Consider the following 26,981-nt stretch of genomic DNA (forward strand, 5'->3'; position numbering starts at 1 on the left):
CCGGTTGAGAGCAAGGTGAATGTGGCTGCCAACCTGCTGAAGCGCTGCTTTCAGGTAGATCGTCCCAACCGTCGCTGGACCAGCGACATTACCTAGATCTGGGTGAGGGATCGGTGGCTGTACCTCGCAGTAGTGATGGACTTGTATTCGCGTCGCATTGTCGGCTGGGCGCTGGATGTGCAGATGACGGAAGAGCTCACTCAGAGAGCATTGAAAATGGCTCTGATGGGCCGTGAGTCAAAACCCGGACTGATTGTGCATTCAGACCGAGGTGTGCAGTATCGAGCTCAGGGGTATCAGGACCTACTCTTGGCGAACGGCTGCCGCTCCAGCATGAGTCGCCAGGCAAACTGCTGGGACAACGCTGCGATGGAGTCGTTCTTCAGTCGGCTAAAGGTAGAGCTGGTATACGCAGGAAGCTTCGACAGTATTGATCAAGCAAAATCCGAGGTGTTTGAATACATCGAGGTTTTCTACAACAGGATACGCCGGCACTCTACACTGGGCTACATAAGTCCAGAAGAGTATGAGCGCAAATGCGCATAGTTAGAGTGTCTACTTTTTGTGGGTAAGACCAGTTTTAAAATGGATATCGAAGAACTAAACAAGAAAGCTAAATCGCTAATTGATGAAACTTGGAAAGACAGCTCCAAGTGGCATCAGAACTTCAACGAAGCAATAAGTCTGCTTGAAACCGCCTTAGACAAAGCCCCTAATGATGAGTTCTCCCTCATAAACTACGGCACAGTTTTGTGTGATATGGGCAATCACAAAGAAGCAACTGAGTATCTTCGCAAAGCGATTGACCAAGGCAGTGAAAATAAGCATGCCTTTTACAATCTCGGTGTAGCACTGATAAATTGTTCCACCCATGAAAGTGCAATTATCCACATGAAAAAGGCAAAATCTAAACAGGCTGGCGCTCTTACATGGGAGGCATACTTTGATCCAATGGGGCACTAAAAACTAACAGGCGACAGTCAGTCCGCTCGAATGTCTCGCTCACGCCACCCAGCATCGACAGGGCGGTATGAAACCGTGGGCACCACCGAGAACCCATATTTCACTGCGAGACGAAGCGCGTGACCTCAAGTATTCAGTCAATGTATAATTGCAGGCAGTCTGGAGACCAGCCTCCTCCGCGGGGACTGCACCTTACGTAATTCATACCAGAGATGGGCACACGCGAAACGACGCAGTCGACAAGCAGACATGCGCACATTCCATGCGCTTACTCTACAGCCAAATTTTCGCAATGCAGGGAAAATTTGTTTCCATCCGATTGCGGCATTGGGAACACAAGGAGACGACATGAAATCAGCACGGGAAGTTGTTCTGGCCTGGATTGATGCATTAAACAATAGGGATGCCGAAGCCATTGCTGTACTCTGCCACGAGGATGTGGTCAACCTACAGATGCCCATAGGCGATCCGAGCATTGGGCGCCCAGCCATGCTCGAGCACTTCCCGAGACTCTTCAATGCATTTCCGGATTGCCGTGTCCGGTCTCTCCAGCTGCTCGAGGACAACGAATGGGCGATTCTCGAATGGGAGTTAACCGGCACTTGGCAGGGTATGTTCTTCGGACATCAACCTAATGGCCACTCGATCAAGGTTCGGGGATGTGAAATCTTCCAGGTAGCCAATGGAATGATCAAATCTCAGCGTGGCTATTGGGATAAAGCCACTTGGTTTGGGCAGCTCGGTATCCCACTGGAGTGATCCCTACCCGACGCTACGGGCGTTCCTGCGCCGGCTTTTGCCGCAGTGGAGAAATGAACGCCCTCCCCTACCGCCCTTACAGACGCCCATATTTGTTGCGATAGTCCTGCGGCGTAACCCCAGTCAAGCGTTTGAAAACACTGCGGAAGGTTTTGCTATCGTTGTAACCCACCTCATAGGTCAGGGCCTGAATATTCCGCTTGCCACTCTCCAGGGCTTTCTTGGCAACTTCAATCTTCACCCGCTGGATATACTCAATCGGCGTAATCTGAACCGCCTGCTTGAAGCGGCGGATAAAGTTGCGCTTGCTCATATTCACCTGCGACGCAACCTGTTCGACGCTGATATCCTCGCCGTAGTGCTCTTCGATAAAGTTCTGCGCGTCCAGTATCGCCTTGTCACCGTGCCGGTTCAGGCCGCTGAATATCGAGAAGTGCGCCTGGTTCATATGGTCCCGGTGGATGGAAAAATTCTTGGCAACCCGCACTCCAACCTCGTGCCCGCAGAATTTCTCGACGAGATACAAAACCAGGTTCAGTGACGAAAATGCACCGCCGCCGGTATAGATGCCGCCCTGGTCGGTCAGCACGGAATCCGGTTGCAGGTCCAGCTCCGGGAAGCGCCGACGCATATCGTCGATGACCGCCCAGTGCGAAGTGCAGGCCTTGCCTTCGAGCAAGCCGGCCTCCGCCAGGAAATAGCTGCCCTTGCACAGGCTCGCGACCTCCGTGCCCGCCTCATAGTGCTGCTTCAGCCATGCAATGGCCGCGCTGTTTTTGCTGCGCAACTGATCCCATTCGCCATCGAAGGCGGGAACCAGAATCAGGCCCTGGTGATGGCCGGCAGACTTTGGCGGTACCTCTTCCAGGCTGCGCTGGCAGGCGAAGGACGCGGGGCCCCCGAGGCGGATATCGCTGGCCTGCTCGGCCACCAGGGAGATATCAAACGCCGCCGCCCGCCCCATCTGCCTGAGGATGTCATTCGTGCGCACGAATATATCCAGTGGCGCCGCCGCCGACGAGAGCACGACGTCTTCATTGACCAGGATATAGACACTCTTCACGGTCGTTCGCCCCTCCGCCTTTTTCACTCGGGAAGATCATAGACGAGCAAATGGCACAAAACCACCCCACCTCCGTCATTTGACCACAGCGCACGCAGGCGCACCGAGCGCCATACTGCCCCGGACGCTACAAACGGAGGTCACCATGAACCGGATAGTCGATACACAGGAATGGCAGAGCGCGCTGGATACTTTTCGAATCAAGGAGAAGGAGCACACGCGGCTCCGGGATGCATTAAACGCCGAGCGCCGCCGTCTGCCGATGACGGAAGTCAGCAAGAGTTACCATTTTACCGGCCCCGGGGGCCAGGTCAGTCTGCGGGACCTGTTTGAGGGACGCAGGCAGCTGATTGTCTACCACTTCATGTTTGCCGAATCGCCGTGCACCGGCTGCTCGATGATGGTCGACAACATGGGGCACATCGCCCATATCCACGCGCGCGACACTTCGCTGGTGCTGGTTTCACTCGCCCCCTATCCCAAGCTCGCCGCCTTCAAGGAGCGCATGGGTTGGGAGTTTCCGTGGTATTCCTCCGCGGGGAGCGATTTCAACCGGGATTTCGGTGCGACCCGCGACAACGGCGAAATGTTCGGCGTCAGCGTATTTATCCGCGATAACGACACCATTTACCGCAGCTACCACACCACCCAGCGCGGCGCCGAGTATCTGGGCTCCAATTTTTCCTATCTCGATCTCACGCCAATGGGGCGCCAGGAGCTCTGGGAGGACAGCCCCGAAGGAGTTGCACAAACGCCGCCCTATCAGTGGTGGCAGAAGCACGACGAATATTGAGGGGACTGGCAATGTGTCCGCTGTGTGCCCTGGGCGGGCTGACAACCTGGGTGCTGGCCGGAGGCTTAAGCGGCAGCTGCGCCGCCACCGCAGCGATCTATTGGCGCAGACGGAGGGCATCTTCGGCCGAAAACTCGACTCGGGGTGTCGGTGGGAGCGCCGCCTGTGTCAATATAGGTGGCCCGCCGGCGCACCACGCCAATGATCGACGTTCAGCGCGCGCGGGTGGGTCAGTCGCGGGGTCCGATTGACCTCGTGGAAGTGCGAGGTTCAGACTGGCATCCGGCTGTAGGGGTCTTCTAATTTCGGCTTTAATCCAAATAATTTTAAGAAAGGCAACAGTTTGGATAAATCCGTATAGGAGTGAACCAATAACAAGAAAGACATTTATGAGAGTAAATATGAATTGGAAATCTGCCAGTATCCTGGCTTGGACCCTTATTTGTGCCATAGCGCCCGCGCAAGCCCAGAGGGAGCCCGTGGTGGATAACACCGCGAATTCTGGTGCAATCGTCCAAACCGAAGATGTCGATCTCTTCTATCGCGTCTACAACGCCGCCGGCGGACGCCCGACCGCGGAACAGCTCCAACGCGACTATCTCGACCGAGGTTCGGATGGACTGGAACTCTTCGCCCGGCTGCGCAATATTTCCGGAGAGCGGATCGCCGACAGATTAACAAAAAATCCCGACCTGTACGCCGATGCCAAGCGCTGCCTGGCCGCCCTGCCGCGGGCAAAGGTGCGCCTGGAAACGGCTCTGCACACACTGGGGCACCTGTATGCGGATGCCCGCTTCCCGCCGGTTACCATCGCCATCGGTCGCGGTAAACCGGTGGCAGTCGGCGGACCGGACACCGGTATCCAGGTCGGGCTGGAGGCACTGTGTGCGACCGATTGGCTTAACCCGAACGTCGAGGATCGTATCGTCTATGTACTCGCCCATGAGTACGCCCATGTGCAGCAGGTAATAGCAGCCACCATCGGCGACAAAGAAAAGCCTACGGTATTGGAACTCTCACTGGTTGAAGGCATCGGCGAATTCGTCGGCGAACTTATCGCCGGCCAGGTCGCCTACTCCCGCAATGCGGCCGCCGCGGCCGGGCGCGAACTGGAGATAGAGACCCGCTTTGCCGCCGATCTCGACAAGACCGACCTGTCCGACTGGGTATACAACGCCACCCCGGACACCCCCGGCGATCTCGGCTACTGGGTGGGCTACCGCATCGCCAAGGCCTACTACCGCAATGCGTCCGACAAGCGCCGGGCCCTGCGCGAGATCCTTGAGATGACCGATGCAAGGGACTTTCTCGCCAGGAGCGGCTGGTACCCAGGAATAGAACTCAATTAGATCCACAACCAACAAGTACCAGTACAATACCAGGGCCGCGGGCCCTTTCACGACACACCACCGAGATTCCAACCGCGGAGAAAAGTTATGCATAGCTCGGATCTGGAAAGCGAATTTGTCGTATTGAGCCCTACAAAGGATGCCACCAGAATCGCCAACACCCCCGATGTTTACCAGAAACTGCAACGGGAGTTTGGCAACTTCGCCGGCCATGACCTGGTCACCTGCTATTCATTCGACAGGAATTGGGCAAACTGGGAAAGGCACCCCAACGGCGACGAGATTGTAGTGCTGCTGTCCGGTGCCGCTACTTTTATTCTGGAGATGGACGGCGGTCGCAGGGAGATACCGCTGTCCCGCACCGGCGAGTATGCCATTGTTCCCAAAGGTGTCTGGCATACGGCGCAGGTGCAGGAGCCCAGCAGGGTACTGTTCATCACGCCCGGCGAGGGTACCGAACACCGGGCGACAGAGTTCGCTGCGCAAGAAACCGATCAATAGCCACTAGAAGTTCACCGCCAATGCCGAGTATCCAATCCAAAGGTCAGAATATCTATTACGAAACCTGCGGCTCCGGACCAAGTCTGGTTTTGCTGCATAGCTTTCTCTGCAACGGTTCCATGTGGTCGGAGCAGGTGGAGCCGTTGTCCGAATACTTCCGGGTAATCAATATCGATATCCGCGGTCACGGCCAGTCCGGCGAAGCCGACCAGCCACTGGACATCTACGACCTGGTGAAGGATATACTGGCCGTACTCGATGCCGAGGGAGTAGACAGCGCAGTCTGGGCGGGACTCTCGATTGGCGGCATGATCGCGCTGCGCGCGGCGCTGGTGGTACCGCAGCGCGTATCGGGGCTGGTATTGCTCGACAGCCACGCCGGCACCGAAACCCGTTTCAAGAAATTCAAGTACAGAGCCATGGTGGCGACCGCAAAGCTGTTTGGCATTGACCCCCTGTTACCCAAGGTCGCCAGGCTGATGTTCGGCCGCCATACACTGCAGACCCAACCGGAACTGGTGCAGCACTGGAAACAAATATTTTCAGCCATGCCACTGGCTTCCATCGATAACGTATGCGACGCCCTCTGCCATCGCGACTCCCTTAAATCGCGACTTGCAGAGATATCTCAGCCGACTCTGGTGCTGGTGGGCGAGGAGGATATCTCACTGCCACCGCCCTGCTCCGAGGCCCTGGCGCGGCGGCTACCCAATGCCGTGCTGGAAATCATTCCCCGCGCCGGACATCTCTCTACACTGGAACAACCGGCCGCCGTGACCAAGTCGATGCTGGAGTTTCTGCTTGCACACTGTCGCGACACGCGAAACGGAACAATGATCAGATCCGCATAACCTGAAGCCGTTGACGCACCCCGCCGCCGGCTTCCCGAGTGGCTGTAGGCACCCGTCCACTTAGGCCAGCGCAGATCTGATTTCCGAAAAGGCCTGGTACTGGGACAGGAAAACCCTACCGGACAACTGCTCCAGGAATCCGGTCTTTTGCAATCCATCCATCACCGGCCCCTTCACTTCGGACAGGTGCAGCTGCATGCCCTGCTCCGCCAGCCGCTGGTTGACGGCTTCCAATACTTCCAGAGCGCTCCAATCGATCTCGTTGATGGCACTGCACATCAAAATCACATGCTCTACGCACTCGCTGGCCGCCAGGTCGGCGTAGATGCGCTCCTCGAGAAAACCGGCATTGGAGAACATCAGGCTCTCATCGACGCGGATGGTCAGTATCTCGGGCACTGTCAGCACCTTGTGCCGCCTGATATTGCGAAAGTGTTCAGTGCCCTCCACAAGCCCCACTTCGGCAATATGCGGCCGCGAGGTGCGATAGAGGAATAACAGTATCGAGGCGCCGACGCCGCAGGATACCCCGGCCTCGACGCCGAGCACTAATGTCACGGCAATGGTGACCAGCACCGCGAGGAAATCGCCCCTGGAAAAGCGCCAGGTTTTCTTCAGGATGGAAAAATCCACCAGCGACAGCACCGCGACAATAATGGTGGCCGCCAGTGTCGCCTTGGGCAGGTAGTAGAGAAATGGCGTCAGGAAAATGCAGGCGAGCCCGACACCCAAAGCGGTAAAGACACTGGCCAGCTGGGTTTCCGCACCCGCATCGAAATTGACTACAGAGCGGGAAAAGCCGCCGGTAACCGGGAAGGCACCGGACAGGCCGGAGCCGATATTGGCGGCGCCGAGCGCTATCAGCTCCCGGTTCATCTCTATTTTCTGGCGCCGCTTGGCGGCCAGTGTCTTGCCGACGGATACCGACTCCACATAGCCGATGATGGAGATCATGATAGCGGGCAGAACCAGCGGCTCGACCAGGTCCCAGGACATGACCGGCAGTTGCAGTGCCGGCAACCCCGCGGGAATGGCGCCGACCAGCGCCACCTGCTTGCCCTCGAAATCGAAGGCGGCAGCCGCGGCGATGGTGGCCAGCACCCCCACAACCGGTGCAGCTTTCACCAGCAGCCCCGCAGTGTGGGCGGAGAGTGACAATCGCTCCAACTGGCGCACGGCACGGAAACGCGCCCAGTAGAGGAAAAAGATGACCGCCGCACCGGTTGCCAGCGCATAGGGATTGATTGCCGCGGTATTGACTGCGATTGACTGCAGCAGCTGTGGCAGGGTGTCGCCATGGGCACCTACGCCGAGAATATGCTTCAGCTGGCTCAGTGCGATCAGCAGTGCAGACCCAGTGATAAAGCCGGAAATGACCGGGTGCGACAGGAAGTTGGCGAGATACCCCAGTCGCAGCAGGCCGAGCAGCGCCAGGAACAGGCCCGACAGCACAGCCAGGGTGGCCGCTGCCAACAGATAGTCGGCACTGCCCTGCCGCGCCACTTCCCCCAGCGCCGCCGCACTCATCAGCGATGCCACTGCCACCGGCCCCACTGACAGGGTGCGGCTGCTGCCGAACAGCGCATAGGCCAGCAGTGGCACCATGCTCGCGTACAGCCCCACCTGGGCCGGCAGGCCGGCGAGCAGCGCATAGGCCAGTGACTGTGGAATCAGCATGATGGTGACGACAGTTGCCGCCAGCAGATCGCGGCTCAGTGCCTGTCGGTCGTAGTTGCCAAGTGACTCGAATATCGGGAGATGGGTCGCTACCGGGCGCATGGATAACATCCGCTAATGATTATTGTGCTTTCCAGCTTCTGCCCTATTCGGGATCCATCGCCACCAGTACGCCGCCGATATCAAAACCGGCGTGCCGGGCCTGACCGAGCAGCACCTTCCTGTCCGCACCGGCGAGCAGTCGCGCGCCGGCCCAGAGATTGCAGGAGCGGTTACCGGTGCGGCAGTAGGCGTGCACCCGATCCCCGCGCGCCAGAATATCGGCAAACGCCCGGCAGTGCTGGCTGGTCATCCGGCCGCGCGCAAACGGAATGGCGATAAACGCCATACCACTTCGCTCTGCGGCCTCTTTCATCTCGGCATAGGACGGCTGGTCTTCGCTCTCGCCCTCGAGGCGGTTGCACACCAGCAGTTTCACCCCGGTCTCCGCCAGTTGCGCCAGGGCGTCGCAACTGCACTGATCCGATACGCTGACCTGTTCGTCGAGTTGTTTGATATTCATCGTTGTCTCGAATTGATGTAGACACGCTGATTCCACGTATAGATTTCGCGGTTCGTCATGCCGGCAAAAGTGGATTCCGATTCAGCTGGCACCGGGATTCCGGCCTGCGCCGGAAAGACGGCGACCAGGATTCCCCTTGCGCTTACTTACAATTTGTTGATCGGCACTTTCAGGTAGACGGTGCCATTATCTTCAGGCGGCGGCATCTGGCCCGCGCGGATATTGACCTGGATCGATGGAATGATCAGGCTCGGCATTGCCAGTGTGGCGTCGCGCTCGGTGCGCATCGCCACGAACTCCGCCTCGGTGATGCCATCGCGCAGGTGAATATTATCGCGTTTCTGGGCGCCCACAGTGGTTTCGCACAGGTGTTCGCGCTCGCCGGACGGCGGGTAATCGTGACACATGAACATGCGCGTCTCTTCCGGCAACGCCAGTAGCTTCTGCGCCGATCGGTACAGGGCTTTCGCATCGCCACCGGGAAAATCGCAGCGGGAGCTGCCCACATCCGGCATAAACAGGGTGTCGCCGACAAACAGCGCATCACCGATCAACCAGGCCATATCCGCAGGAGTGTGGCCCGGGACATAGATAACGCGCGCCTGCAGCCCGCCGACATTGAATGTTTCGCCGTCGCAGAACAGGTGATCGAACTGGCTGCCGTCCGCGAGAAAACCTCTCTCCAGGTTGAACACTTCGCGGAAGGTGCTCTGCACCTGCCGTATCTCCTCGCCGATGGCGGTTTTGCCACCCAGCCTTTCGCGAATAAACGGCGCCGCGGACAGGTGATCGGCGTGGGCGTGGGTTTCCAGTACCCACTCCACGGTGAGATTTTTCTCGCGCACGAAAGCTGCGATCGCCTCGGCACCGGCGGTGCCCGTGCGGCCGGAAGCAGGATCGAACTCGAGCACCGCATCCACTACCGCGGCGGCGCCGCCCTCGCGGTCGTAAACGACATAGCTCCAGGTTTCGGTATTCCGATCGAGAAAGGGCTGAACCTGTGTGAGCGGCTTGGCGACAGACATGCATTGACCTCCGGTACTTGGCACTGGCCACAATATACTTGTCGACAATATACAAATCAATATAATGTAAAAATGTAAAGTATCCCAGCGGGGAGAAATCCATGCCTGAAACTGCCGAGGTCAGTCTCGACAAGATGCGCGCCTCCGCCGGCGAAGCCGCACAGATGCTGCGCTCCCTGGGCAATCGGGACCGGCTGCTGCTGCTGTGCCTGCTGAGCCAGGCGGAGCTGAATGTCGGCCAGCTGGAGACGCGACTGGATATACGCCAGCCCAGCCTGTCGCAGCAGCTCGGCGTTTTGCGGCGGGAGGGCCTGGTGGCGACCCGGCGCGAGGGCAAGCATGTCTATTACCGGGTTGCCGACCAGCGGGTACTGACAATGCTGCGAACCCTCTACCAACTTTACTGTGCGGAGTAGCCCCCAACCATGACCATTGACTGGAATGCGTTTACCCCCTGGTCCGCCCTGGCCGGCGGCGCGCTTATCGGGCTGGCGAGTGCCCTGCTGTTGCTGCTGAACGGCCGCATAGCCGGCATCTCGGGTATTCTCGGCGGACTGATAGACCGCACTGCCGGGGAGACCGGTTGGCGGCGGGCTTTCGTGCTGGGGCTACTGCTCAGCCCGCTGGTGTGGCTGCTGTTCGCCGCCCTGCCCCCGATCCGGATCGAGGCCGGCTATCCGCTTTTGATCGCCGCCGGCCTGCTGGTCGGAATCGGAACCCGCTACGGTTCCGGCTGTACCAGCGGCCACGGCGTCTGTGGCCTGTCGCGCCTGTCCCCGCGCTCGCTGGTGGCGACACTCGGTTTTATGGGCGCCGGCTTCGCCACTGTCTTTGCAACGCGCCACCTGTTGGGAGGCTAGGCCCATGAAAAGAACGCACTTCAGTGCATTGGCCGCCGGGCTGCTATTCGGCCTGGGCCTGCTGCTGTCCGGCATGGCGAACCCGGAAAAGGTGCTCGGCTTCCTCGACCTGGCCGGCGCCTGGGATCCTTCCCTGGCCCTGGTGATGGCCGGCGCCATCGGCGTTGCCCTGCCGGTGTTCCGGCTTGCCAGGGGGCACAGCCAGTCGCTACTGGGAGAGGAGAACAACCTGCCGACACGGCGCGACATAGACCGCCCCCTGGTGATCGGCAGCCTGCTGTTCGGTGTCGGCTGGGGGCTGGCGGGCTTCTGCCCGGGGCCGGCGATAGTGGCCACCGGCGCCGGCCAGAGCAAGGCGCTGGTATTTGCCCTGGCAATGCTGGCGGGCATGGGCCTCTACCATCTGCTGAATCGCCGTGGCCGCACTCCGGCCTGAATTGCCGGATCCGGTAACTCAGAGTGCCGGCGGGGCCCTTCCCCCAATCCCGTCTATCTTTTCTGAGAGTCTTCCGAAAGCCGCGGCAATGGAATAAAAGGCAGGGATGCGGGCCAGCAGATTGATTCCCCAGTGGTTGAAACACTACCGGCGCCAATGGCTGGCGGGGGACGCGATTGCGGCACTGGTGGCCACCATGATGCTGGTGCCCCAGGCGCTGGCCTATGCCGCCCTGGCCGGGCTGCCGCCCCATATCGGTCTCTACGCGGGCCTCCTGCCCCTCATTGGCTATGCCATCTTCGGCACCAGCTCGGCACTGTCTGTCGGCCCTGTCGCGGTGCTGGCGCTGATGACCGCCTCGGCGCTGTCGCCGCTGGCGGCGCCCGGCAGCGAGGAGTATATCGCCGGCGCGATCATTCTCGCCGCCCTCAGCGGTCTCTTCCTGTTCGCCATGGGCCTGCTCGGCCTCGGCGCCCTCTCCAACCTGCTCAGTCACCCCGTCATCAGCGGCTTCGTCTCCGGCGCCGCCACGCTGATCATCATTGGCCAGATAAGTCCGCTGTTCGGTATCGACAGCGACGGCGATACCGCCCTGCAACTCTTGATCAGCACGCTGAAACAACTGCCTGAGGCGGCACCCATGACCGCCGAACTGGGGATTTCGGCCGTCCTGATGCTGGTGGCCGCGCGCCTGTGGCTGGCGCCGCTGCTGCAGCGACTGGGACTGGCGGAGTCCTGGGCGAAGCTGCTCTCCCGGCTGGCGCCGATGCTGGTGGTGCTGGTCGCTATCGCGCTGACGACACTGTTTCACTGGGAGAGGCACCTGGCAGTGGTGGGCGCCATTCCACCGGGACTGCCGCAGCTCAAACTGCCGGGCTTCCACTGGGACCTGACCTACAAGCTGCTACTACCCGCCTTGATCATCGCCCTGCTCGGCTTTGTCGAGAGCCTCTCCATCGCCCACGCCATTGCGCTGCGGCGCGGCGAGCGGCTGAACGCGGATGCGGAGTTGCGCGGGCTGGGCGCGGCCAACCTGCTCAGCGCCCTGTCCGGCGGCTTCGCCGTGACCGGCAGCTTTGCCCGCACCGCCATCAACGATGAGGGTGGCGCGCACACGCCCATGAGCGGTGTTATCGCCGCACTGCTGATGGCACTGGTACTGCTGTTTATCACCAACCTGTTTACCGAACTGCCACTGTGCGTGCTGGCGGCGACCATCATCGTCGCCGCCGCCAGCCTGGTGGACGTGAGCGGCTTTATTCACAACTGGCGCTACGACCGCACCGACGGCGTCGCCATGACCGGCACCTTTCTCGGCGTACTGCTGTTCGGCGTGGAGGCGGGAATAGGCCTGGGTATCGGCCTCTCCTTTGCCACCCTGATCTGGCGCACCAGCCGCCCCCATATCGCCGTGGTGGGACGGGTCCCCGGCACCGAGCACTTCCGCAATGTGCTGCGACACACGGTCAAGACACAGCCGGACATTCTCTTCCTGCGCATCGACGAGAGCCTGTTTTTCAGCAATATCAGCGCCGTGGAGGATCGCCTGCTGAGCGAGATAAAGCGGCACCCGCAGATACGCGAGCTGGTACTGATACTGTCCTCGGTCAGCCGTATCGACGGCACCGCCCTGGAGCGGTTGCAGCAGGTAAACAGGGACCTGCACGAGCGGGATATCCGCCTGCACCTGTCGGAGGTAAAGGGGCCGGTGCTGGATCGCCTGGGGCGCTCCAGGCTGCTGGAGGAACTGAGCGGGCGGGTTTTCCTCTCCTCCTATATCGCCGAGCTGGCACTGCGACGCAACCGGCTGGATGAGGGTGAGGCCGCGGCCGGCAGCGGCTGACCGCACACTTGTCCCCAGCCGCCTTATACTGGCAAAATATCCAGTATTTGGGCAGCCGCCGCCGATGCAGCAACTTACGGATGAACAACAGGCCATCGCCGATCACCCCGGCGGCCACGCCAAGATTATCGCCGTGGCCGGTTCCGGCAAGACCACCGCGTTGCTGCACTATGTCAGGAACCGCCTGGATGCGGGCATCGCGTCCGGGCGGGTGCTGGTACTGATGTACAACCGCAGCGCGCGGGAGGATTTCGAGCGGCGCCTGCAGCAGCTGATCGAGGGCGCGGCCCCGGCCGTGCACACTTTCCATAGTCTCGGCTACCGCCTCTACCAGCGCATGATCGCCAACCGGCATATCTCCCCGGCCAACCTGACCCCCCTGCCCCAGTCCGTGGTGCAACTGCAGATCTGGAAGGCGATAGAAAAATGCGCACCGCCCTACGAACTGGAGGAGATACGCGCGCGCAAGCAGTCGGAAATCGAAGCCGCGGAATTTTTTATCGACTATACAAAGACGATCCTGACCGGCGACTTTAGTGCTTTCCAGGCGCTGAAGCTCGGCGATGAGTACATGTATTTTTTAAAGGTGTTCCGCGCCTTTGAGGACTGGCGCCGCAGCCAGAATGCGGTGACCTACGCCGACCTGATCTACGACCCGGCGATACTGCTCAGCCTGGAGCCGGGTATGGCCGAGCAGTATGGCAGCCACTACGAGGATATCCTGGTGGACGAGTACCAGGATATCAATGAAGTGCAGCATTTTTTACTGCGCGTGCTCTACGGAAAATCCGGCAACGTGATCGCCATCGGCGACCCGGACCAGACCATCTACGAGTGGCGCGGCTCCAAGCCCAATTTCCTGCTCAAGTTCTTTGACGGCGATTTCCCGCCCTCCAACGTCTATCAGCTGAGTCGCACCTTTCGCTACGGGCACCAGCTGTCCCTGGCCGCCAATCACTTTATCGAGAACAATCGCGAGCGCGCGAAAATTTTCTGCGTCTCCGCCGACGGCGAGCAGCAAACGGATATCGAGCTGGTACAGGCAGAAAAGGAAACCCGCTGGCTGGTGGAGCACCTCCGCCGCTGCAAAACCAAAGGGCAACCGCTGGAGCAGGTCGCAATACTGGTGCGCCTCTGGTCGGTGGCCGCGCCGATCGAACTGGCACTGCTGGCCAACAACATTCCCTACCGCTCCGGCAATCGCAATACAGTGCTGTCGCGCCGCGAACTGCGCCCGCTGTTCTGGAGCCTGAATATCGCTTCCGGCCGCTTCGCCGAGCTGCCGGCCGGGCGGCGCGCGCAGGGCTTGTACGAGTGGCTGACTGCACCCCATATCCGCATTGCGCGCAAACTGCTGGAGCCGATCTGTGCACAGCTGGCGCAGCGCGATGGAGACTGGGGCGCACACCTGCTGGCACTGGTGCCCGAATCACTGAGCAAGGCGCAGCTGAAACGGCTGCGCCAACGCGCCGAGCTGCTGACGGAAATGGAAAACTGGCGCGGCCTGGCCGGCGAGCTGCTGCGCCGCCAGTTGGGAGAACTGGATTACCTGAGCGGTATCGGCGACGACAGCTTTACCCGCCAGCAAGGCGAGGAGCGTCAACAGACAATACTCGCATTCTGTCAGTACCTGGATAGCCTCAAGCAACCACCCACCGAGGCGCTGGCGCATTTACAGGAACTGCAGCGCCAGCACCGCGAGGGCGAACAGTCGGCCGCGGAAGCGGTGCAGATCACCACCATGCACCAGGCCAAGGGCCTGGAGTGGGACCAGGTGATCATTCCATCCCTGACCCAGCACAATATGCCCTACCAGCCGCAGCGGGATTTCTCCACGCCGGCATCCTTGGAGAGCGAGCGGCGCCTGATGTACGTGGCCATGACCCGCGCCCGCCGGCAGCTATACCTGTTGGCGCCACAGCCAGCGCCGAAAGAACAGGGAGCCGCGGCGGAGCAGCAACCGTCGCTGTTTATCGACGAGATGCAGCTGCCACTGTGCAAATTGATGGCCGGGGCACTGCAACAGCGACCGACGGAAATCACCAGCAGCATTCCCATCACCCGCCAGGCCCTGCACTATCTGGAGGCCTGCGATTACAACCCGGAAATCAGCGGCCCGCGCGCGCCGCTGCACAAACCGGCACTGGGCGACGGCATCCGCCACCGCAAGCTGGGTTACGGACGGGTGATCAAATGGGAGGACGAGAGAGTGGAGGTGCTGTTCAGCGACCGGCAGACGCGGCGCTTTGATTGGGAGAAACTCGCGCAGCACTTGCTGTAATTACTGAATGTAGGAGCGGCCGGTGGCCGCGATCAAAATCCCAGGTGATGCCTATCACTTATCGCGGCCACCGGCCGCTCCTACAGGGCCCTGTATGGTGCGCCGTGCGTACCGCGAGACTTGAAGGTGCGCACGGCGCACCCTACGCAAGTCCCGAAATTATTCCGCAGCGCTATCCAATCCATGTGCGAACTGCTGGCTGACATTGAAAAACAGCGCATACTCGTCACCGGACTCGGGATCGCGCACCTGCATTTTGTCGTAGATGCCGCGCTGGTCGTAGACGATCGACTGGTTTAGCACCTGCAGGCCCTTGAGGCGAACGAAGCCGCGCAGTTCGGACGTGCTGATGGTGTGGTAGGCGCTGTCCTGGCTTCTGCCGTCACCGCTGCTCTCGATGGAGTCCATCAGGCCCTCGACCATATAGCGGTGTATGTCCTCCCGTTCCAGGTTGGCGCTGCGGCCACTGCAGACGACGCCGATCATATGGGCTTCGAGACTCATGTAATTGCTGGCCAGTACCTGGTCCACATGCTGCAGGCACTTACCGAACTCGGCGCTCTCCACCGAGCCGTAGGCCTCCGCCAGGCCTTCCAGCTTGCCCCCGCCGTAAGGGTTGTACTCCGCCGACTCGACAAAAGCGCGGCGCAGCGCATTGAAATCCAGGGTGAAAGACAACCGCTGTGCCTCGGCCAGCAGGCGGCGATATTCGCTCACTTCGGCCTGGCGCAGTTGGGGGCCGCCCTGTTGCCCATCCGCCTGCCGGGCAGGCGTGGTACTACAGGCCGCCAGAATGGCGCACAGGCCCAGCAACGCGCTTGCGCGCATAAATTTAAGACTGAGAGTTGCCATTGGCTGCTTCCGTTACAGGTTTGACTCTGATGCCGAACAGGCCCTTGCGCTCGGCCTCGGCGGGTTCCACGTGCGGCTGCAGGAAGGCGCGCAGCTTGTCCCGCTCCCACATGGCATCCTGGTAGCCAAGTTCGACCAGCTCGCCGATAAAAGGTTTCTCGAACAGCAGGTAGCTGGCCGCCGAGGCGCCGCCGCCGGATGTGGTGGCACCGGTGGAGCGGAACAGCCAGCGCAGTGCCGGCGGCAGATAGCGCACCTTGCGCCCTGCCAGGCGATCGAGGCTCTGGGACGGCTCGATGACCGCCGACTCCACCGGGCGCAGGGGCCCCAGGTCTTCGAGATTTTTCGCATCCACCGAGTCGAGCAACAGGTTGACCCTGTCCAAGTGCTCCAGGTCCCCTTCGAGGCTGTCGATAAAGGCCGCGTTGAACAGTTGGCCGGCGATCTGCGCTATGGACGGCGAGTGCCGCGGCGGCTTGGTGCGCTTCTTGCCCCAGTGTACCGGCGAGCGGTTGTCGGACACGCCCACGACAAACACGCGGTTGGCGCCCAGGTGCAGCGCCGGGCTGATCGGCGCCAGCTGGCGCACAGCGCCGTCGCCGAAATAGTCGTTGCCGATCTTGACGGTGGAGAACAGGGTCGGGATGGCCGCCGAGGCCATCAGGTGGTCGACGGTCAGGCGGGTGCGCACACCATAGCGGCGGAATCGCCGCCACTCGGGCAGCTCCTCGCCCCCCTGGAAGAAGCTGACGGACTCCCCCTCACTGTAGGAAAGGGCATTGACACAAACGGCGCGCAGATGGCCGGCGTCGATATTCTTCTGGATATTGCCGAAGTGGACTACCTCTTCCACCAGTTGCCGCAGCGGCGAATTGTCCAGCAGAGCCAGTGGCTTCTGGCGCCCTACGCCCTGGTTGAACAGCGAGCGGGTGATGGCGAACATGTTGCCTAGCAGGCTGCGCCAGCTGCTGCGATAGATCTGGTCGACGGTCAACTGCTCCCAGAGGGCGCAGAGCCGCTCCACCGATTCCCTGAAGTTGCCCGGGTGGGACGCGAGCAGCAAGGCATTTACCGCCCCCGCCGAGGTGCCACAGATAATCTGGAAGGGGTGCGGATTGCTCTCCGGCGTCAGCTCCGCCAGCGCCTTGAGCACGCCAGCCTGGTAGGCGGCACGCGCACCGCCGCCGGACAGTACCAGGGCACTGGCCTGATAGGGGAGCTTTGGTATCTCATTATTTGCGGACAATTTTTTCTACCAATAGCGAGAAAAAGCACACAGGGTCACTTCAAGTCGGGCTACTGAGAAACCTGGTTCCCGGCAAATGCACTGCCGGGGTAATTAGCATAGCAGCCGCATATCGACAAGAAGATGACCCGATTGGGATTTCGGTCGCAAAGCCGTGATGGGTTTGGCACCGAATCCGGCAGAAGCAACTAGAGCGCCATGTCCACCACATAGCGCCCTATTCCGTGGCCGCGGTGCAGCCTGGCGAGGAACTCCGGCGCCTGCTCGAGGGAAATATCCTCGGCGATGCGCTGCAGCTGCTCGCCGATATACCAGTCGCCGGCGAGCTTCTGCCAGACCGCCGTCTTCTTCGCCAGCGGCAGCTCGACGCTGTCGACCCCCAGCAGGCTGATACCGCGCAGGATAAACGGGAACACATTGGCCTGGAACTGGGCACCGGAGGCCATGCCGCAAGCGGCGACACCGCCGCCATAGGCCAGTGACTTGATCACATTGAATAAAGTTTCGCCGCCGACGGTGTCCACCGCCCAGGCCCACAGCGGCTTGGCCATCGCCTTGCTGGCAAAGGGTGCCAGGGTTTCCCGGTCGATGACCTTCCAGGCGCCGAGGGCGGTCAGGAATTCCGCCGACTCGAGCTTGCCGGTCACTGCCGCCACGCGAAATCCCAATTTGGCCAGCAGCGCCACCGCTATGGAACCGACACCGCCGGTGGCGCCGGTCACCAGTACCTCGCCGTCCTCCGGCGTGGCCCCGGCCTCCAGCAGCTTCTCCACACAGAGTCCGGCGGTGAGGCCGGCGGTGCCGAGGATCATTGACTCCCGCGCCGTCAGCCCCGGCGGCAGCGGCAACGCCCAGCCCGCGGGAATGGCTATGCGCTCGGCGAGCCCCCCGGGAGTGTTCATACCCAGGTCGTAGCCGGTCACCAGTAACTGGTCGCCGGGTGCATAGGTGCCACTCCTGTCCTCAACCACCCTGCCCACGGCGTCGATGCCGGGGGTGTGCGGATACTCGTCGGTGATGGCGCGATTGCCGAATGCGGACAGGGCGTCCTTGAAGTTCAGGGAGGAGTGGGACACCGCCAGCAACAGTGGATTGTCCGGCAGGTCCCGCAGATTCCGATTGACGATCCGCTGGTCGTACTTGCCCGGGGCCACTTCCTCTACCCAGATAGCGCGAAAAGTCTTTTCCATGGCAATGCTTCCTTTTCCTGCCACCGATGCCACTGCGAGGGGTCTGCCAGTCACCGGTAACCACTCGCCATTGAAACCGTCACTGCGCCTGGTGGCGCCAGGCGGCCAGGCGGGAGAAAAAGCGCATCAGTGCGGATTCCACGCCCGCCTGGGCGGCGAGGCCCATTTTCCTGGCGATATTCTTTTTCTCTTTGTATTCGATCTGATACAGGTCGGCATCCCGCGCACAGCGGGTCAGATACTCGTCGGAGGTTTTCAGTTCGTCCACCAGGCCGAGATCCAGCGCTCGCTGGCCGAACCAGACTTCCCCGGTGGCCACCCTGGCGATATCCAATTTCGGGCGGTACTCGGCAACGAAATGCTGGAAAAGCGCGTGTATCTCTTCCAGGTCGCTCTGGAACTTCTCTTTCCCCTCCGGGGTGTTCTCGCCGAACATGGTCACAGTGCGCTTGAATTCGCCCGCGGTAAACAGCTCGAAATCGACATCGTGGCGCTTGAGCAGGCGATTGAAATTCGGCAGCTGCGCCAGCACGCCGATGGAGCCGAGCATTGCGAAAGGTGCCGCCAGGATACGATCGGCAACACAGGCCATCATATAACCTCCGCTGGCCGCCACCTTGTCCACGGCGATGGTCAGGAGGATACCAGCGCTGCGCACCCGTGCCAGCTGGCTCGCCGCCAGGCCGTAATTGGCCACCATGCCGCCTGGGCTCTCCAGGCACACGACAACTTCATCGCCGGGCTCGGCCACTTCCAGCACCGCGGTGATTTCCTCGCGCAGCTGGGACAGCGCACTGGCCTTGATATCGCCGTCGAAGTGCATCACATAGATACGCTTGCGCTCGCCTGCCGGCTTCTCGGTAATGACTGCCGGCGTATGCTGCTCACCCGCTTCCGCGTCGGCCTCGCCCTGCCCCGGTACGGGGGTCTCCGTACTTTCCAGTCCCGACTGCAGGACCTTCTGCTGCGGTTTCTTTTTCTGTTCGGCCTTGTGCTTTTTCGCCAGGGCCTTTTCCTGTGCCTTTTTGTCCCTGGTCAACTGCTTCCTGCGCCGGGAAAACTCGTGCTTGTCCATGACCGCCTCGAGCAGCGTCTCCTTGAACTGCTCGTAGCGATCATTCAGGTGGGTAACACTGATATGTCCCTGCACCCGCTCCTTCAGGTGCTCGCGATTAGCGACAATAAAACCGATGATGACCAACAGGGCGACGACGATGGTCACCACCTTGGCCAGGAACAGGCCGTATTCGATGAGAAATTCCACTAAGACTCCAGATTGCTACCTTGCGTATTCAGAATTATCGGCGATTCACTGCCACTCGTTAAGCGCCGAAGTCGCCTGCTGGTTCAGCGGTCGCGCCAGCAGGCCGTTATGGCTGATACGCACTTCGTACACGGCGCCGTCCTCCATCGGCAGAAAGGTCGCACTGCCGTATACCGCGTCCACGAACGACAGCCTGTTATCCAAACCGCGCAGCGACTGCCACACATCGACACCGTAATTACTGCCGTCCAATGCGTGAACCGAGCGCTCTCTGGTGCGCTCATCCTGCAGGGTGAGATAGCGACCGCTGAGGCGATCCAGGCGGTAGGCGGGCTGGATTCCCCAGCGTGCCAACGGCCCCTTCCATTTCAGCATACGCGCGTCGAGTTGCCACTGGTCACCGTGCAATTCAAACTGCTGGGCCAGGCCGTCCTCATCGGAGAATTTCGCATCGAAACGCTGCTCGCCGGTCTTGCGGAACGACAGGGTGCCGACGCTATGTTCCTCAGCCAGGTTGCGGTAACTGTAGACATCCGCGGCCACCAGCACGATCAGCAGGGCGGCGCCGAGAAACAGCAGGCCGACTGTGCCGCGAATGAATCCGAACACCCAGCTGCCGTTGAGCAGCACCCTGCCCCCCCAGAACACCATCAGCAGCGCCAGAATTGAGATCAGAAAGGTAATGGCGATATACATAGTATTGTCGGGCTCCGTATTTTTAACCCACCGCGGAAACGGGACGGCTCAAAAGCGCTTCATTTGCCGGCCAACTGCGCGAAAGTGCGGATCAGTTGCCCGGACAGTGTCTGCGGCGACGGCAGTTCCGGCAGCGCGCTGTAGTGAAACCACTGCGCTTCGGAGATCTCTTCGCGATCCGGTTTCAGCTCCCCGCCCGAGCACTCGGCCAGGAAGCCGAGCATCAACTGGCCGGGAAAGGGCCACGGCTGGCTGCCAATATAACGACTCGCCCCCACCTCCAGTCCAACCTCCTCACGCACTTCGCGCGCCAGTGCCTGCTCGGCATTTTCACCCGGCTCGATAAACCCGGCCAGCGCCGTGTATTTCGAGTAGCGATTGCCCGTGTGACGTGCCAGCAGGCACTCCTCCCCGCGGGTTACCAGCATGATGACACAGGGAGAAATGCGCGGATACACCGCCAGCTGGCAGGAGGGGCAGACTCGTGCGCGGTCGTTGGGGTGATACTCGGTCTCACTGCCGCAGCGGCCACAGAAACGGTGGTCACCGTCCCAGTTCACCACCTGCAGGGCGCGCCCGGCCAGTGCGAAATGTGATTCGTCGACCTGCCCGAGCAGGCTGCGCAGGCCGCGCCAGTCACAACCGTCGACGTCGATTTGACGGGAGAGCAGGTGTACTCCGCAGGCGTGTCCCGCCAGCTCTCCCAGGTAGTGGCTGTGGAGCACTGCATCGGGGGGCAGCACACTGTTACCGTGCAAGAACTGATCGCCGCAGCACAGCAGCTGCCCGTCGGCTATCAGGATGTGCCTGGCCATCGCCGGCAGGGGCCATACGCTGGCGGCAGGCATGAAAATATCGCTCAATACTTAACTCCAAGACCGCTCAGGGCTGCACTCCTGATCCACCCAGGGGGCTGCACTCCAGCACTACCAAGACTGCCTTACAGATCCGCTCGGGTCCCGCTCAGGCCACCTCTACCGGGTAGCCGAGGGCGTCGAGACTCTCCATGGCGAGATTCAGGGACTGCCTGTCCGCCTGGCGGTGCAGCTTCACCTCGCCGAGGTAGTATTCCAGGCTGATAATGGCATCTGCGAAGATGTCCAGGGACTGCTCTATCGCAGGCGCGGCATCGCGCTGCTCCATGACCGTTTCGACAAAGTCCACCAGCCGCTCGACCACCGCCGCGGCGTGGCGCAGGTTGAGCACCACCAGGCCGCCGCGCACCGAGTTGAGAGTGGTGGAGACATTGCGGATATGGCCGTGGTCGAAACCCGACTCGGCGTAGGAAGCCAGGGCGCGCTTGATCAGCGACAGGCCGGCCTCGGCCTCCTTCAACACCGCCACCTCGGCTTCCGCCAGCTGGCTGTGCTCCAGGGCAACATCCGCATGCCCGTATTCATCGACATCAATACAGGAGCTCTGGCGCAGCGCGCGGATGGTGCTGTCCACCATCAGGACCTGGCCGGTCAGCTTCTGCAGCGCGGCTTCGGCGACAGAACCGCCGGCACCGGCACTGCTGCGGTATTCCTGCACAGCGTTGCGCAGCCCCTCGCCGACCCTTCTGAAATTCAGCAATTGCAGTGTGCTGGCGATACGCTGCAGGGTGCCCACCAGGCCGTCCTCATCGTCCAGTCCGGTGACCCCGATCATCTCCACATCGTCCAGCATGCGGCGCACACCGGACAACTCCTCGTCCAGTGCACTCGCCACAGCGCTGATTGCAGTGGCACCTGGTCCGCCGAGGCTGGCCCGCTCGCGCTCCAGCTCTGCCTCGTCGTATCCCAGGGAACCCGCCGAAAAAGCATCCAGCATTTTGGCGCCCTGGCCACTGGGCGCCGACAGCGCCAGCCAGTAGAGACTCTCCTTCAGCAACACCGGCGGCGCCGGCTGGTCCAGTGCCGCATCGCCCTCTTTCTGCAGGGCGCGCAGGCGCCGATCGAACATGCTAAATACCATGACCCGCGAGCGATTGATGTGCATCTCCCGCGATGCCATTCCGCCGAGTGCGGCGCCGGCCACGGCCCAAAGCCGCCCGTTGGGGCGCCCCGCCGAGATACTGGCCACGCGCTGCAGCGCGCGCGCCATCATGGTGTAGGCCGGTTTACAGGGTTTGCCCTGCAGCAGCGCCAGCAGACCCACCTGGTACATATGGCGGAAGCGGCGCACGAAATTGCGCAGGTCCTCCGACATGACTGCCGACGACACGGCGCCGGGCACATTCGCATCCAGGCGGCAGCGGAAAAAATGACTCTCCGGGACCGGCGGCTGCGAGCGCGCCGAGCGCAGGTTGTTGATATAGGGGATCAGCAGCTCCGGACGCGCCGTGCCGCGGTTCTGGACAAAGTCGAGATAGCGGGTCACCACATAGAAACCGGTCCCCAGTGCCTCCATCAGGTCACCGGCTGCCTCCTGGCGCCCTTCCTGCAGGTCGGCCAGCGCACTGAGCATCTCCTGGGCCAGCAACTCTCCCGCGTGCAGCTGCACCATCTGCAGTACACCGCTCACCTGGCGCATGGCGGAGAGGCACAGCTCCAGCGAATGCCGGTTGTTTTGATCCGCTGCGAACTGGTCGAGATAAGCCGCGGCGCCATCCACGGCGACCACCAGCTCATCCTTGACCACATTGACAGAAGTTATATTGATATCGCGCAATTCAGCCACTGACTACACCGCTGCACTCTTCATTCGTTGTACAAATCCCGACCAAACAAGAGTGATCTGGCCGGGAACAGAGCAATTTATACCAAACCTGCCAAGAGTCCACCTTTCCGCCGACGATTTCCACCGAACAATCGACAAAACTGCGGCCAGCGGAGCATCCAGCAGTGGAAATTGGTAAAACCACTTGAATTTCCGCCCAAAATAAGTAGCGTTTGGCACTGCCGCGACAGACGCGCATGTCCTGACCTGACGACAGCCACACCGTTTGCCGGGCTTAAACCGCCGCTACGGGGCGGTATTCCCTATGCCGCGGAACCCCGCACCAACCGGGGCTCACCAGCCCGTCCGGCGGGCGACGCGGTTAACCAAGGAAGTAAGAATGAACACCTACAATAATGCCCTCACCGCTTCCGGCGGCGGCTTCGGCCGCGCCTTTACCGACAACTTTCTGGGGGAGGCACCCGATTGGTACAAGTTTGCCATCGCCGCATTTTTGATCATCAACCCACTGATTCTCTATGTCAGCGGCCCCTTTGTCACCGGCTGGGTGCTGATTGCCGAGTTTATTTTTACTCTCGCCATGGCGCTCAAGTGCTATCCGCTGCAGCCCGGGGGCCTGCTGGCCATTGAGGCGGTGCTGCTGGGCATGACCAGCACCGATGCCGTCTATCACGAAGTGACGGAAAACTTTGAAGTGATACTGCTGCTGATGTTTATGGTGGCCGGCATCTATTTTATGAAGAGCCTGCTGCTTTTCGTCTTCACCAAGATCCTGATCAACGTCAACTCCAAGACAATGCTGTCACTGCTGTTCTGTGCAGTGTCGGCAGTCCTGTCGGCGTTTCTCGATGCCTTGACCGTGACCGCGGTACTGATCGCGGTTGCCGTGGGCTTCTATTCGGTCTATCACCGGGTGGCCTCCAACCAGCCCCACCATCACCACGACCACGACCACTCCAATGACGATCAGGTGGTCGAGTACCACCGCGAAGACCTGGACCAGTTCCGCGCCTACCTGCGCAGCCTGATCATGCACGGCGCCGTGGGTACTGCCCTGGGCGGTGTCTGCACCCTGGTGGGCGAACCGCAGAACCTGCTGATTGCGGAGAAGGCCGGCTGGGAATTCGTGCAGTTTTTCCTGAATATGGCGCCGGTCACCATACCTACCTTCTTTGCCGGTCTCGCCACCTGCGCCCTCCTGGAAAAGAGCGGAATCTGCGGCTACGGCGCCAAGCTGCCGAGCGCTGTGCGCGAAGTGCTAGTGAACTTTTCCCGCGAGGAGGAGAAGAAGCGCACATCCAGGGATGTGGCGGAACTCTGGACCCAGGGCATAGTTGCCATGCTGTTGGTACTGGCGCTGGCATTTCACGTGGCCGAAGTGGGCATAATCGGCCTGATGATTATCGTGCTGCTGACCGCGTTTAACGGCGTGGTGCAGGAAGCGCGTATCGGTCATGCTTTCGAAGAGGCACTGCCGTTTACCGCACTGCTGGTGGTCTTCTTTGCCATAGTCGCGGTGATCCACCAGCAGCACCTGTTCGAGCCGGTCACCCACTTTGTACTGGGACTCGAGCCCTCACAGCAGCCGGGCATGCTGTTCCTGGCCAACGGCATACTGTCGATGATCAGCGACAATGTGTTCGTGGCGACCGTGTATATCAACGAAGTGAAGGCTGCGCTCACCGCCGGCGAAATCACCCGCGAGCATTTCGACAAGCTTGCCATCGCGATCAATACCGGCACCAATCTGCCAAGCGTGGCGACACCCAACGGCCAGGCAGCCTTCCTGTTCCTGCTGACCTCGGCGCTGGCGCCGCTGATCCGGCTGTCCTACGGTCGCATGGTGCTGATGGCCCTGCCCTATACGGTAGTGCTCAGCATTGTGGCTATGGTTTGTGTGGTTTACGCGATCTAATTGAATGCGGACAAATCTGCCGGGAGCAGATTTGGATAGCCGCAGGCTGCCCGCAACGCGGGTGAGGCACAGGGATGTGCCTCGTCAATGCGGAATTGCGGCTGTTCCGCATTTACCAGAAGTGTTTGCCCGCAGATTTTTCCAGCAGCGCCAGCATGGACTGGTGCCCCTCCATCTCCTCTGTGCTCGCCTGCAACACCGATAGCGGCGCGCGATCCGCGGCCAGCCTGCGGATGGTACCGGCCGCCGGATCGCGCTGCTCACCGCTTTCCTCGTCATTTGACTGCTGATCGCCGGCCAGCGCCAGGTCTGTCTGGCCGCCGGTCATCATCAGGTAGACGTCGGCGAGAATTTCCGCATCCAGCAGTGCGCCGTGCAGGTCGCGCTGCGAATTGTCGACGAAGTAGCGCTTGCACAGGGCGTCCAGGTTGTTTTTCTGCCCCGGGTGCTTTTCCCGCGCCAGCGCCAGCGTATCCAGCACACTGCAATGCGCCGCGACGCTCTGCCAGCGCGGGCTGCCGAGCAGCTTCAGCTCCCAGTTGATAAAGCCGACGTCGAAGGGCGCGTTGTGAATGACCAGTTCGGCGCCCTCGCAGAAGGTCATAAACTCATCGGCAATCTGGGCGAAGACCGGCTTGTCCACCAGAAACTCGTTGGTGATGCCATGCACTTCGATCGCACCGTCATCCACTTCCCGCTCGGGGTTGATGTACTGGTGATAGTGGCGCCCCGTGAGTTTGCGATTGACCAGCTCGACACAGCCGATTTCGATAATCCGGTGACCCGTCTTCGGGTCGAGACCGGTAGTTTCGGTATCAAGAACAACCTGACGCATTTACAGCCCTCTCAGCTCCCCATTTCGTCGATGCCGCGATTGGCCAATTCATCGGCGCGTTCGTTGCCTGGATGGCCGGCATGCCCCTTGACCCAGTGCCAGTGCACCTGGTGGTCAGCAATGCTTTCGTCCAGTGCGCGCCATAGATCGGCATTTTTTACCGGCTTCTTACTAGCCGTTTTCCAGCCGTTCTTCTTCCAGTTGTTGATCCAGCTGGTAATGCCCTGTCGCAGGTACTGGGAATCGGTGTGCAGGTCGACGCGACAGGGTTGCCGCAAGGCTTCCAGTGCTTTGATCGCCGCCAGCAGCTCCATGCGGTTGTTGGTGGTATGAGCCTCGCCGCCGAACAGTTCTTTTTCCGCATCGCCGTGCACCAGCAAAGCGCCCCAGCCTCCCGGGCCCGGATTACCCCGGCAGGCGCCATCGGTGTAAATGGTAACTTGTTTCAAATCGAATACTTATCTGTGGAAAAAGCGCGGCCCGTGGCAATTCTGCAGGATTTCACCGCTTACGATGTTGTCCGCGCGCAGCGACACGCGTGCTCGATGGCACCGCGGTCAGCCTGGGTTTCTGTTCGCCGCGCCAGTTGATCTTGATGGTGCGCATACGCGCCACTTCTTTGCGCGCGACTATGATGTAAAAGCCTCCCCAAGGCAAGCGCCAGCGGGCGCCGAGACGCTCCATCCAGACGGTCTTGGCCAGCAGTTCGCGCTGTTGCAACGGCAGGCGAAAGAAGCCGCGCTCCAGGGTATTGGCCTGCAGGTCCAGCAGGTTCATCCAGTCCGCGACCCGCGCCGCACGCAGTTGATTGCCGCGCTGGTAGGCACTGCCGGAGAACAACAGGCGCGACAGCCCCAACAGGGAAAAGGGATTGAACCCAATCAACAGCATCTGACCACCGGGTATCAACACCCGAGCGGCCTCGCGCAACACCTGGTGCGGGTGACTGGCGAAATCCAGCAGATGGTGCAACAGCACCACATCGATAGACTCCGACGGCAATGGCAGCTGCTCGAATTCTACCAATGCCGCACTCTCCTGCTCGGGGCAGGCGCTGAGACGAAAACGGTGGTTGATGCGACTGCAGGCAGCAAAATCAACAGCGTCGGTGACGCCCGCCTGCATCAGGTGATAACCGAACATTCCCTCCACCAGCGGCTGCGCCAGCGCCAGCTGCTGGGAGAGAATCTCCTCCCCCAGCCCACTGGCGAACCAGTGCGACAGCGCAGGGCAGGTCTGCCCCAGCGACGGCAACTCGGCGCGCCTGCCCAATATGGACTTCTTTGCCATGGTTTCTCCGACCGAATTCGAGTCCAACTCTGATTCTACCGATTTCGCGCAGAGCGAGACCAATGTTTT

At 60.9% G+C, this 26,981-nt stretch carries 27 protein-coding genes; 13 read left to right on the forward strand and 14 right to left on the reverse strand.

Annotated features, from left to right (window positions below; translation table 11 throughout):
* The first annotated feature begins 102 nt into the window (after positions 1 to 102).
* The 3 genes from IG627_RS12280 (at position 103) to IG627_RS12290 (ending at position 1,722) form a co-directional block, all read left to right on the forward strand.
* The gene (locus tag IG627_RS12280; protein ID WP_319024563.1) at positions 103 to 546 is read left to right on the forward strand and encodes an IS3 family transposase; all 444 of its coding nucleotides are present in this window, start codon (positions 103 to 105) and stop codon (positions 544 to 546) included.
* 39 nt (positions 547 to 585) lie between these two features.
* Entirely contained in the window at positions 586 to 963 is a 378-nt protein-coding gene (locus IG627_RS12285; protein ID WP_193192666.1) for a tetratricopeptide repeat protein, read from the forward strand.
* 249 nt (positions 964 to 1,212) lie between these two features.
* A complete protein-coding gene (locus IG627_RS12290) occupies positions 1,213 to 1,722 on the forward strand; it encodes an ester cyclase (RefSeq protein WP_226865026.1) in 510 nt (169 codons plus the stop codon).
* A 76-nt stretch (positions 1,723 to 1,798) separates the two neighbouring features.
* Here the strand turns inward: IG627_RS12290 and IG627_RS21185 are convergent, their stop codons facing one another.
* Positions 1,799 to 2,785 (reverse strand): GlxA family transcriptional regulator, encoded by a 987-nt coding sequence (locus IG627_RS21185; RefSeq protein ID WP_193192668.1) that lies wholly within the window; start codon positions 2,783 to 2,785, stop codon positions 1,799 to 1,801.
* 145 nt (positions 2,786 to 2,930) lie between these two features.
* Between IG627_RS21185 and IG627_RS12300 the strand changes: the two genes are divergently transcribed.
* The 4 genes from IG627_RS12300 to IG627_RS12315 all read left to right on the forward strand — a co-directional run bounded on the left by IG627_RS12300 (position 2,931) and on the right by IG627_RS12315 (position 6,279).
* Positions 2,931 to 3,578: a DUF899 domain-containing protein gene (locus IG627_RS12300; protein WP_193192669.1), complete on the forward strand. Its 648-nt coding sequence runs from the start codon at positions 2,931 to 2,933 to the stop codon at positions 3,576 to 3,578.
* 482 nt (positions 3,579 to 4,060) lie between these two features.
* Complete coding sequence (locus IG627_RS12305; RefSeq protein WP_193192670.1) at positions 4,061 to 4,927, forward strand: gliding motility protein GldB-related protein; 867 nt, start codon at positions 4,061 to 4,063, stop codon at positions 4,925 to 4,927.
* 87 nt (positions 4,928 to 5,014) lie between these two features.
* A complete protein-coding gene (locus IG627_RS12310) occupies positions 5,015 to 5,428 on the forward strand; it encodes a cupin domain-containing protein (protein ID WP_193192671.1) in 414 nt (137 codons plus the stop codon).
* An 89-nt stretch (positions 5,429 to 5,517) separates the two neighbouring features.
* Entirely contained in the window at positions 5,518 to 6,279 is a 762-nt protein-coding gene (locus tag IG627_RS12315) for an alpha/beta fold hydrolase (protein WP_264300008.1), read from the forward strand.
* Positions 6,280 to 6,339: 60 nt separating this feature from the next.
* On the opposite strand, the gene IG627_RS12320 is transcribed toward IG627_RS12315, so the two are convergent.
* The 3 genes from IG627_RS12320 to IG627_RS12330 all read right to left on the reverse strand — a co-directional run bounded on the left by IG627_RS12320 (position 6,340) and on the right by IG627_RS12330 (position 9,543).
* Positions 6,340 to 8,058: a SulP family inorganic anion transporter gene (locus IG627_RS12320; RefSeq protein WP_193192673.1), complete on the reverse strand. Its 1,719-nt coding sequence runs from the start codon at positions 8,056 to 8,058 to the stop codon at positions 6,340 to 6,342.
* Positions 8,059 to 8,101: 43 nt separating this feature from the next.
* Positions 8,102 to 8,518, reverse strand: coding sequence for a TIGR01244 family sulfur transferase (locus IG627_RS12325; RefSeq protein ID WP_193192674.1), 417 nt, complete (start codon positions 8,516 to 8,518; stop codon positions 8,102 to 8,104).
* A gap of 146 nt (positions 8,519 to 8,664) precedes the next feature.
* Positions 8,665 to 9,543 (reverse strand): MBL fold metallo-hydrolase, encoded by an 879-nt coding sequence (locus tag IG627_RS12330; protein WP_193192675.1) that lies wholly within the window; start codon positions 9,541 to 9,543, stop codon positions 8,665 to 8,667.
* A 101-nt stretch (positions 9,544 to 9,644) separates the two neighbouring features.
* Between IG627_RS12330 and IG627_RS12335 the strand changes: the two genes are divergently transcribed.
* The 5 genes from IG627_RS12335 (at position 9,645) to IG627_RS12355 (ending at position 14,963) form a co-directional block, all read left to right on the forward strand.
* On the forward strand, positions 9,645 to 9,959 hold the full coding sequence (locus tag IG627_RS12335) for an ArsR/SmtB family transcription factor (protein ID WP_193192676.1): 315 nt from the start codon (positions 9,645 to 9,647) through the stop codon (positions 9,957 to 9,959).
* A gap of 9 nt (positions 9,960 to 9,968) precedes the next feature.
* Positions 9,969 to 10,403, forward strand: a complete 435-nt coding sequence (locus tag IG627_RS12340) for a YeeE/YedE family protein (protein ID WP_193192677.1) — start codon at positions 9,969 to 9,971, stop codon at positions 10,401 to 10,403.
* Between the two features lie 4 nt (positions 10,404 to 10,407).
* Positions 10,408 to 10,839 (forward strand): YeeE/YedE family protein, encoded by a 432-nt coding sequence (locus IG627_RS12345; protein WP_193192678.1) that lies wholly within the window; start codon positions 10,408 to 10,410, stop codon positions 10,837 to 10,839.
* Between the two features lie 106 nt (positions 10,840 to 10,945).
* A complete protein-coding gene (locus IG627_RS12350; RefSeq protein WP_193192679.1) occupies positions 10,946 to 12,682 on the forward strand; it encodes a SulP family inorganic anion transporter in 1,737 nt (578 codons plus the stop codon).
* Between the two features lie 64 nt (positions 12,683 to 12,746).
* Positions 12,747 to 14,963 (forward strand): ATP-dependent helicase, encoded by a 2,217-nt coding sequence (locus IG627_RS12355; RefSeq protein ID WP_193192680.1) that lies wholly within the window; start codon positions 12,747 to 12,749, stop codon positions 14,961 to 14,963.
* A 159-nt stretch (positions 14,964 to 15,122) separates the two neighbouring features.
* On the opposite strand, the gene IG627_RS12360 is transcribed toward IG627_RS12355, so the two are convergent.
* From IG627_RS12360 to IG627_RS12390, 7 genes are all read right to left on the reverse strand, one after another.
* Complete coding sequence (locus IG627_RS12360) at positions 15,123 to 15,815, reverse strand: DUF4919 domain-containing protein (protein WP_193192681.1); 693 nt, start codon at positions 15,813 to 15,815, stop codon at positions 15,123 to 15,125.
* Positions 15,796 to 17,061 carry a patatin-like phospholipase family protein gene (locus tag IG627_RS12365; protein ID WP_226865029.1) on the reverse strand — a complete coding sequence of 422 codons (1,266 nt, stop codon included), beginning with the start codon at positions 17,059 to 17,061 and terminating at the stop codon, positions 15,796 to 15,798. The genes IG627_RS12360 and IG627_RS12365 overlap by 20 nt, the downstream gene beginning before the upstream one ends.
* Before the next feature lie 188 nt (positions 17,062 to 17,249).
* A complete protein-coding gene (locus IG627_RS12370; RefSeq protein ID WP_193192682.1) occupies positions 17,250 to 18,251 on the reverse strand; it encodes a YhdH/YhfP family quinone oxidoreductase in 1,002 nt (333 codons plus the stop codon).
* A 79-nt stretch (positions 18,252 to 18,330) separates the two neighbouring features.
* Positions 18,331 to 19,515: a protease SohB gene (gene sohB / locus IG627_RS12375; protein WP_193192683.1), complete on the reverse strand. Its 1,185-nt coding sequence runs from the start codon at positions 19,513 to 19,515 to the stop codon at positions 18,331 to 18,333.
* Between the two features lie 45 nt (positions 19,516 to 19,560).
* Complete coding sequence (locus IG627_RS12380; protein ID WP_193192684.1) at positions 19,561 to 20,211, reverse strand: cation/multidrug efflux pump; 651 nt, start codon at positions 20,209 to 20,211, stop codon at positions 19,561 to 19,563.
* A 59-nt stretch (positions 20,212 to 20,270) separates the two neighbouring features.
* Positions 20,271 to 21,074: an NAD(+) diphosphatase gene (gene nudC, locus IG627_RS12385; protein WP_193192685.1), complete on the reverse strand. Its 804-nt coding sequence runs from the start codon at positions 21,072 to 21,074 to the stop codon at positions 20,271 to 20,273.
* 100 nt (positions 21,075 to 21,174) lie between these two features.
* A complete protein-coding gene (locus tag IG627_RS12390) occupies positions 21,175 to 22,872 on the reverse strand; it encodes a hypothetical protein (RefSeq protein ID WP_193192686.1) in 1,698 nt (565 codons plus the stop codon).
* 379 nt (positions 22,873 to 23,251) lie between these two features.
* Between IG627_RS12390 and nhaB the strand changes: the two genes are divergently transcribed.
* A complete protein-coding gene (gene nhaB / locus IG627_RS12395) occupies positions 23,252 to 24,787 on the forward strand; it encodes a sodium/proton antiporter NhaB (protein ID WP_193192687.1) in 1,536 nt (511 codons plus the stop codon).
* Positions 24,788 to 24,899: 112 nt separating this feature from the next.
* On the opposite strand, the gene dnaQ is transcribed toward nhaB, so the two are convergent.
* Genes dnaQ through IG627_RS12410 form a run of 3 tightly spaced genes read right to left on the reverse strand, consistent with a single transcriptional unit; the run spans position 24,900 to position 26,912 of the window.
* On the reverse strand, positions 24,900 to 25,622 hold the full coding sequence (gene dnaQ / locus IG627_RS12400; protein ID WP_193192688.1) for a DNA polymerase III subunit epsilon: 723 nt from the start codon (positions 25,620 to 25,622) through the stop codon (positions 24,900 to 24,902).
* An 11-nt stretch (positions 25,623 to 25,633) separates the two neighbouring features.
* A complete protein-coding gene (gene rnhA, locus IG627_RS12405; protein WP_193192689.1) occupies positions 25,634 to 26,071 on the reverse strand; it encodes a ribonuclease HI in 438 nt (145 codons plus the stop codon).
* A 52-nt stretch (positions 26,072 to 26,123) separates the two neighbouring features.
* A complete protein-coding gene (locus IG627_RS12410) occupies positions 26,124 to 26,912 on the reverse strand; it encodes a class I SAM-dependent methyltransferase (protein ID WP_193192690.1) in 789 nt (262 codons plus the stop codon).
* Positions 26,913 to 26,981: the final 69 nt, after the last annotated feature.

Origin of the sequence: Microbulbifer taiwanensis (genome assembly GCF_014904815.1) — a bacterium.
Classification (GTDB): domain Bacteria; phylum Pseudomonadota; class Gammaproteobacteria; order Pseudomonadales; family Cellvibrionaceae; genus Microbulbifer; species Microbulbifer taiwanensis.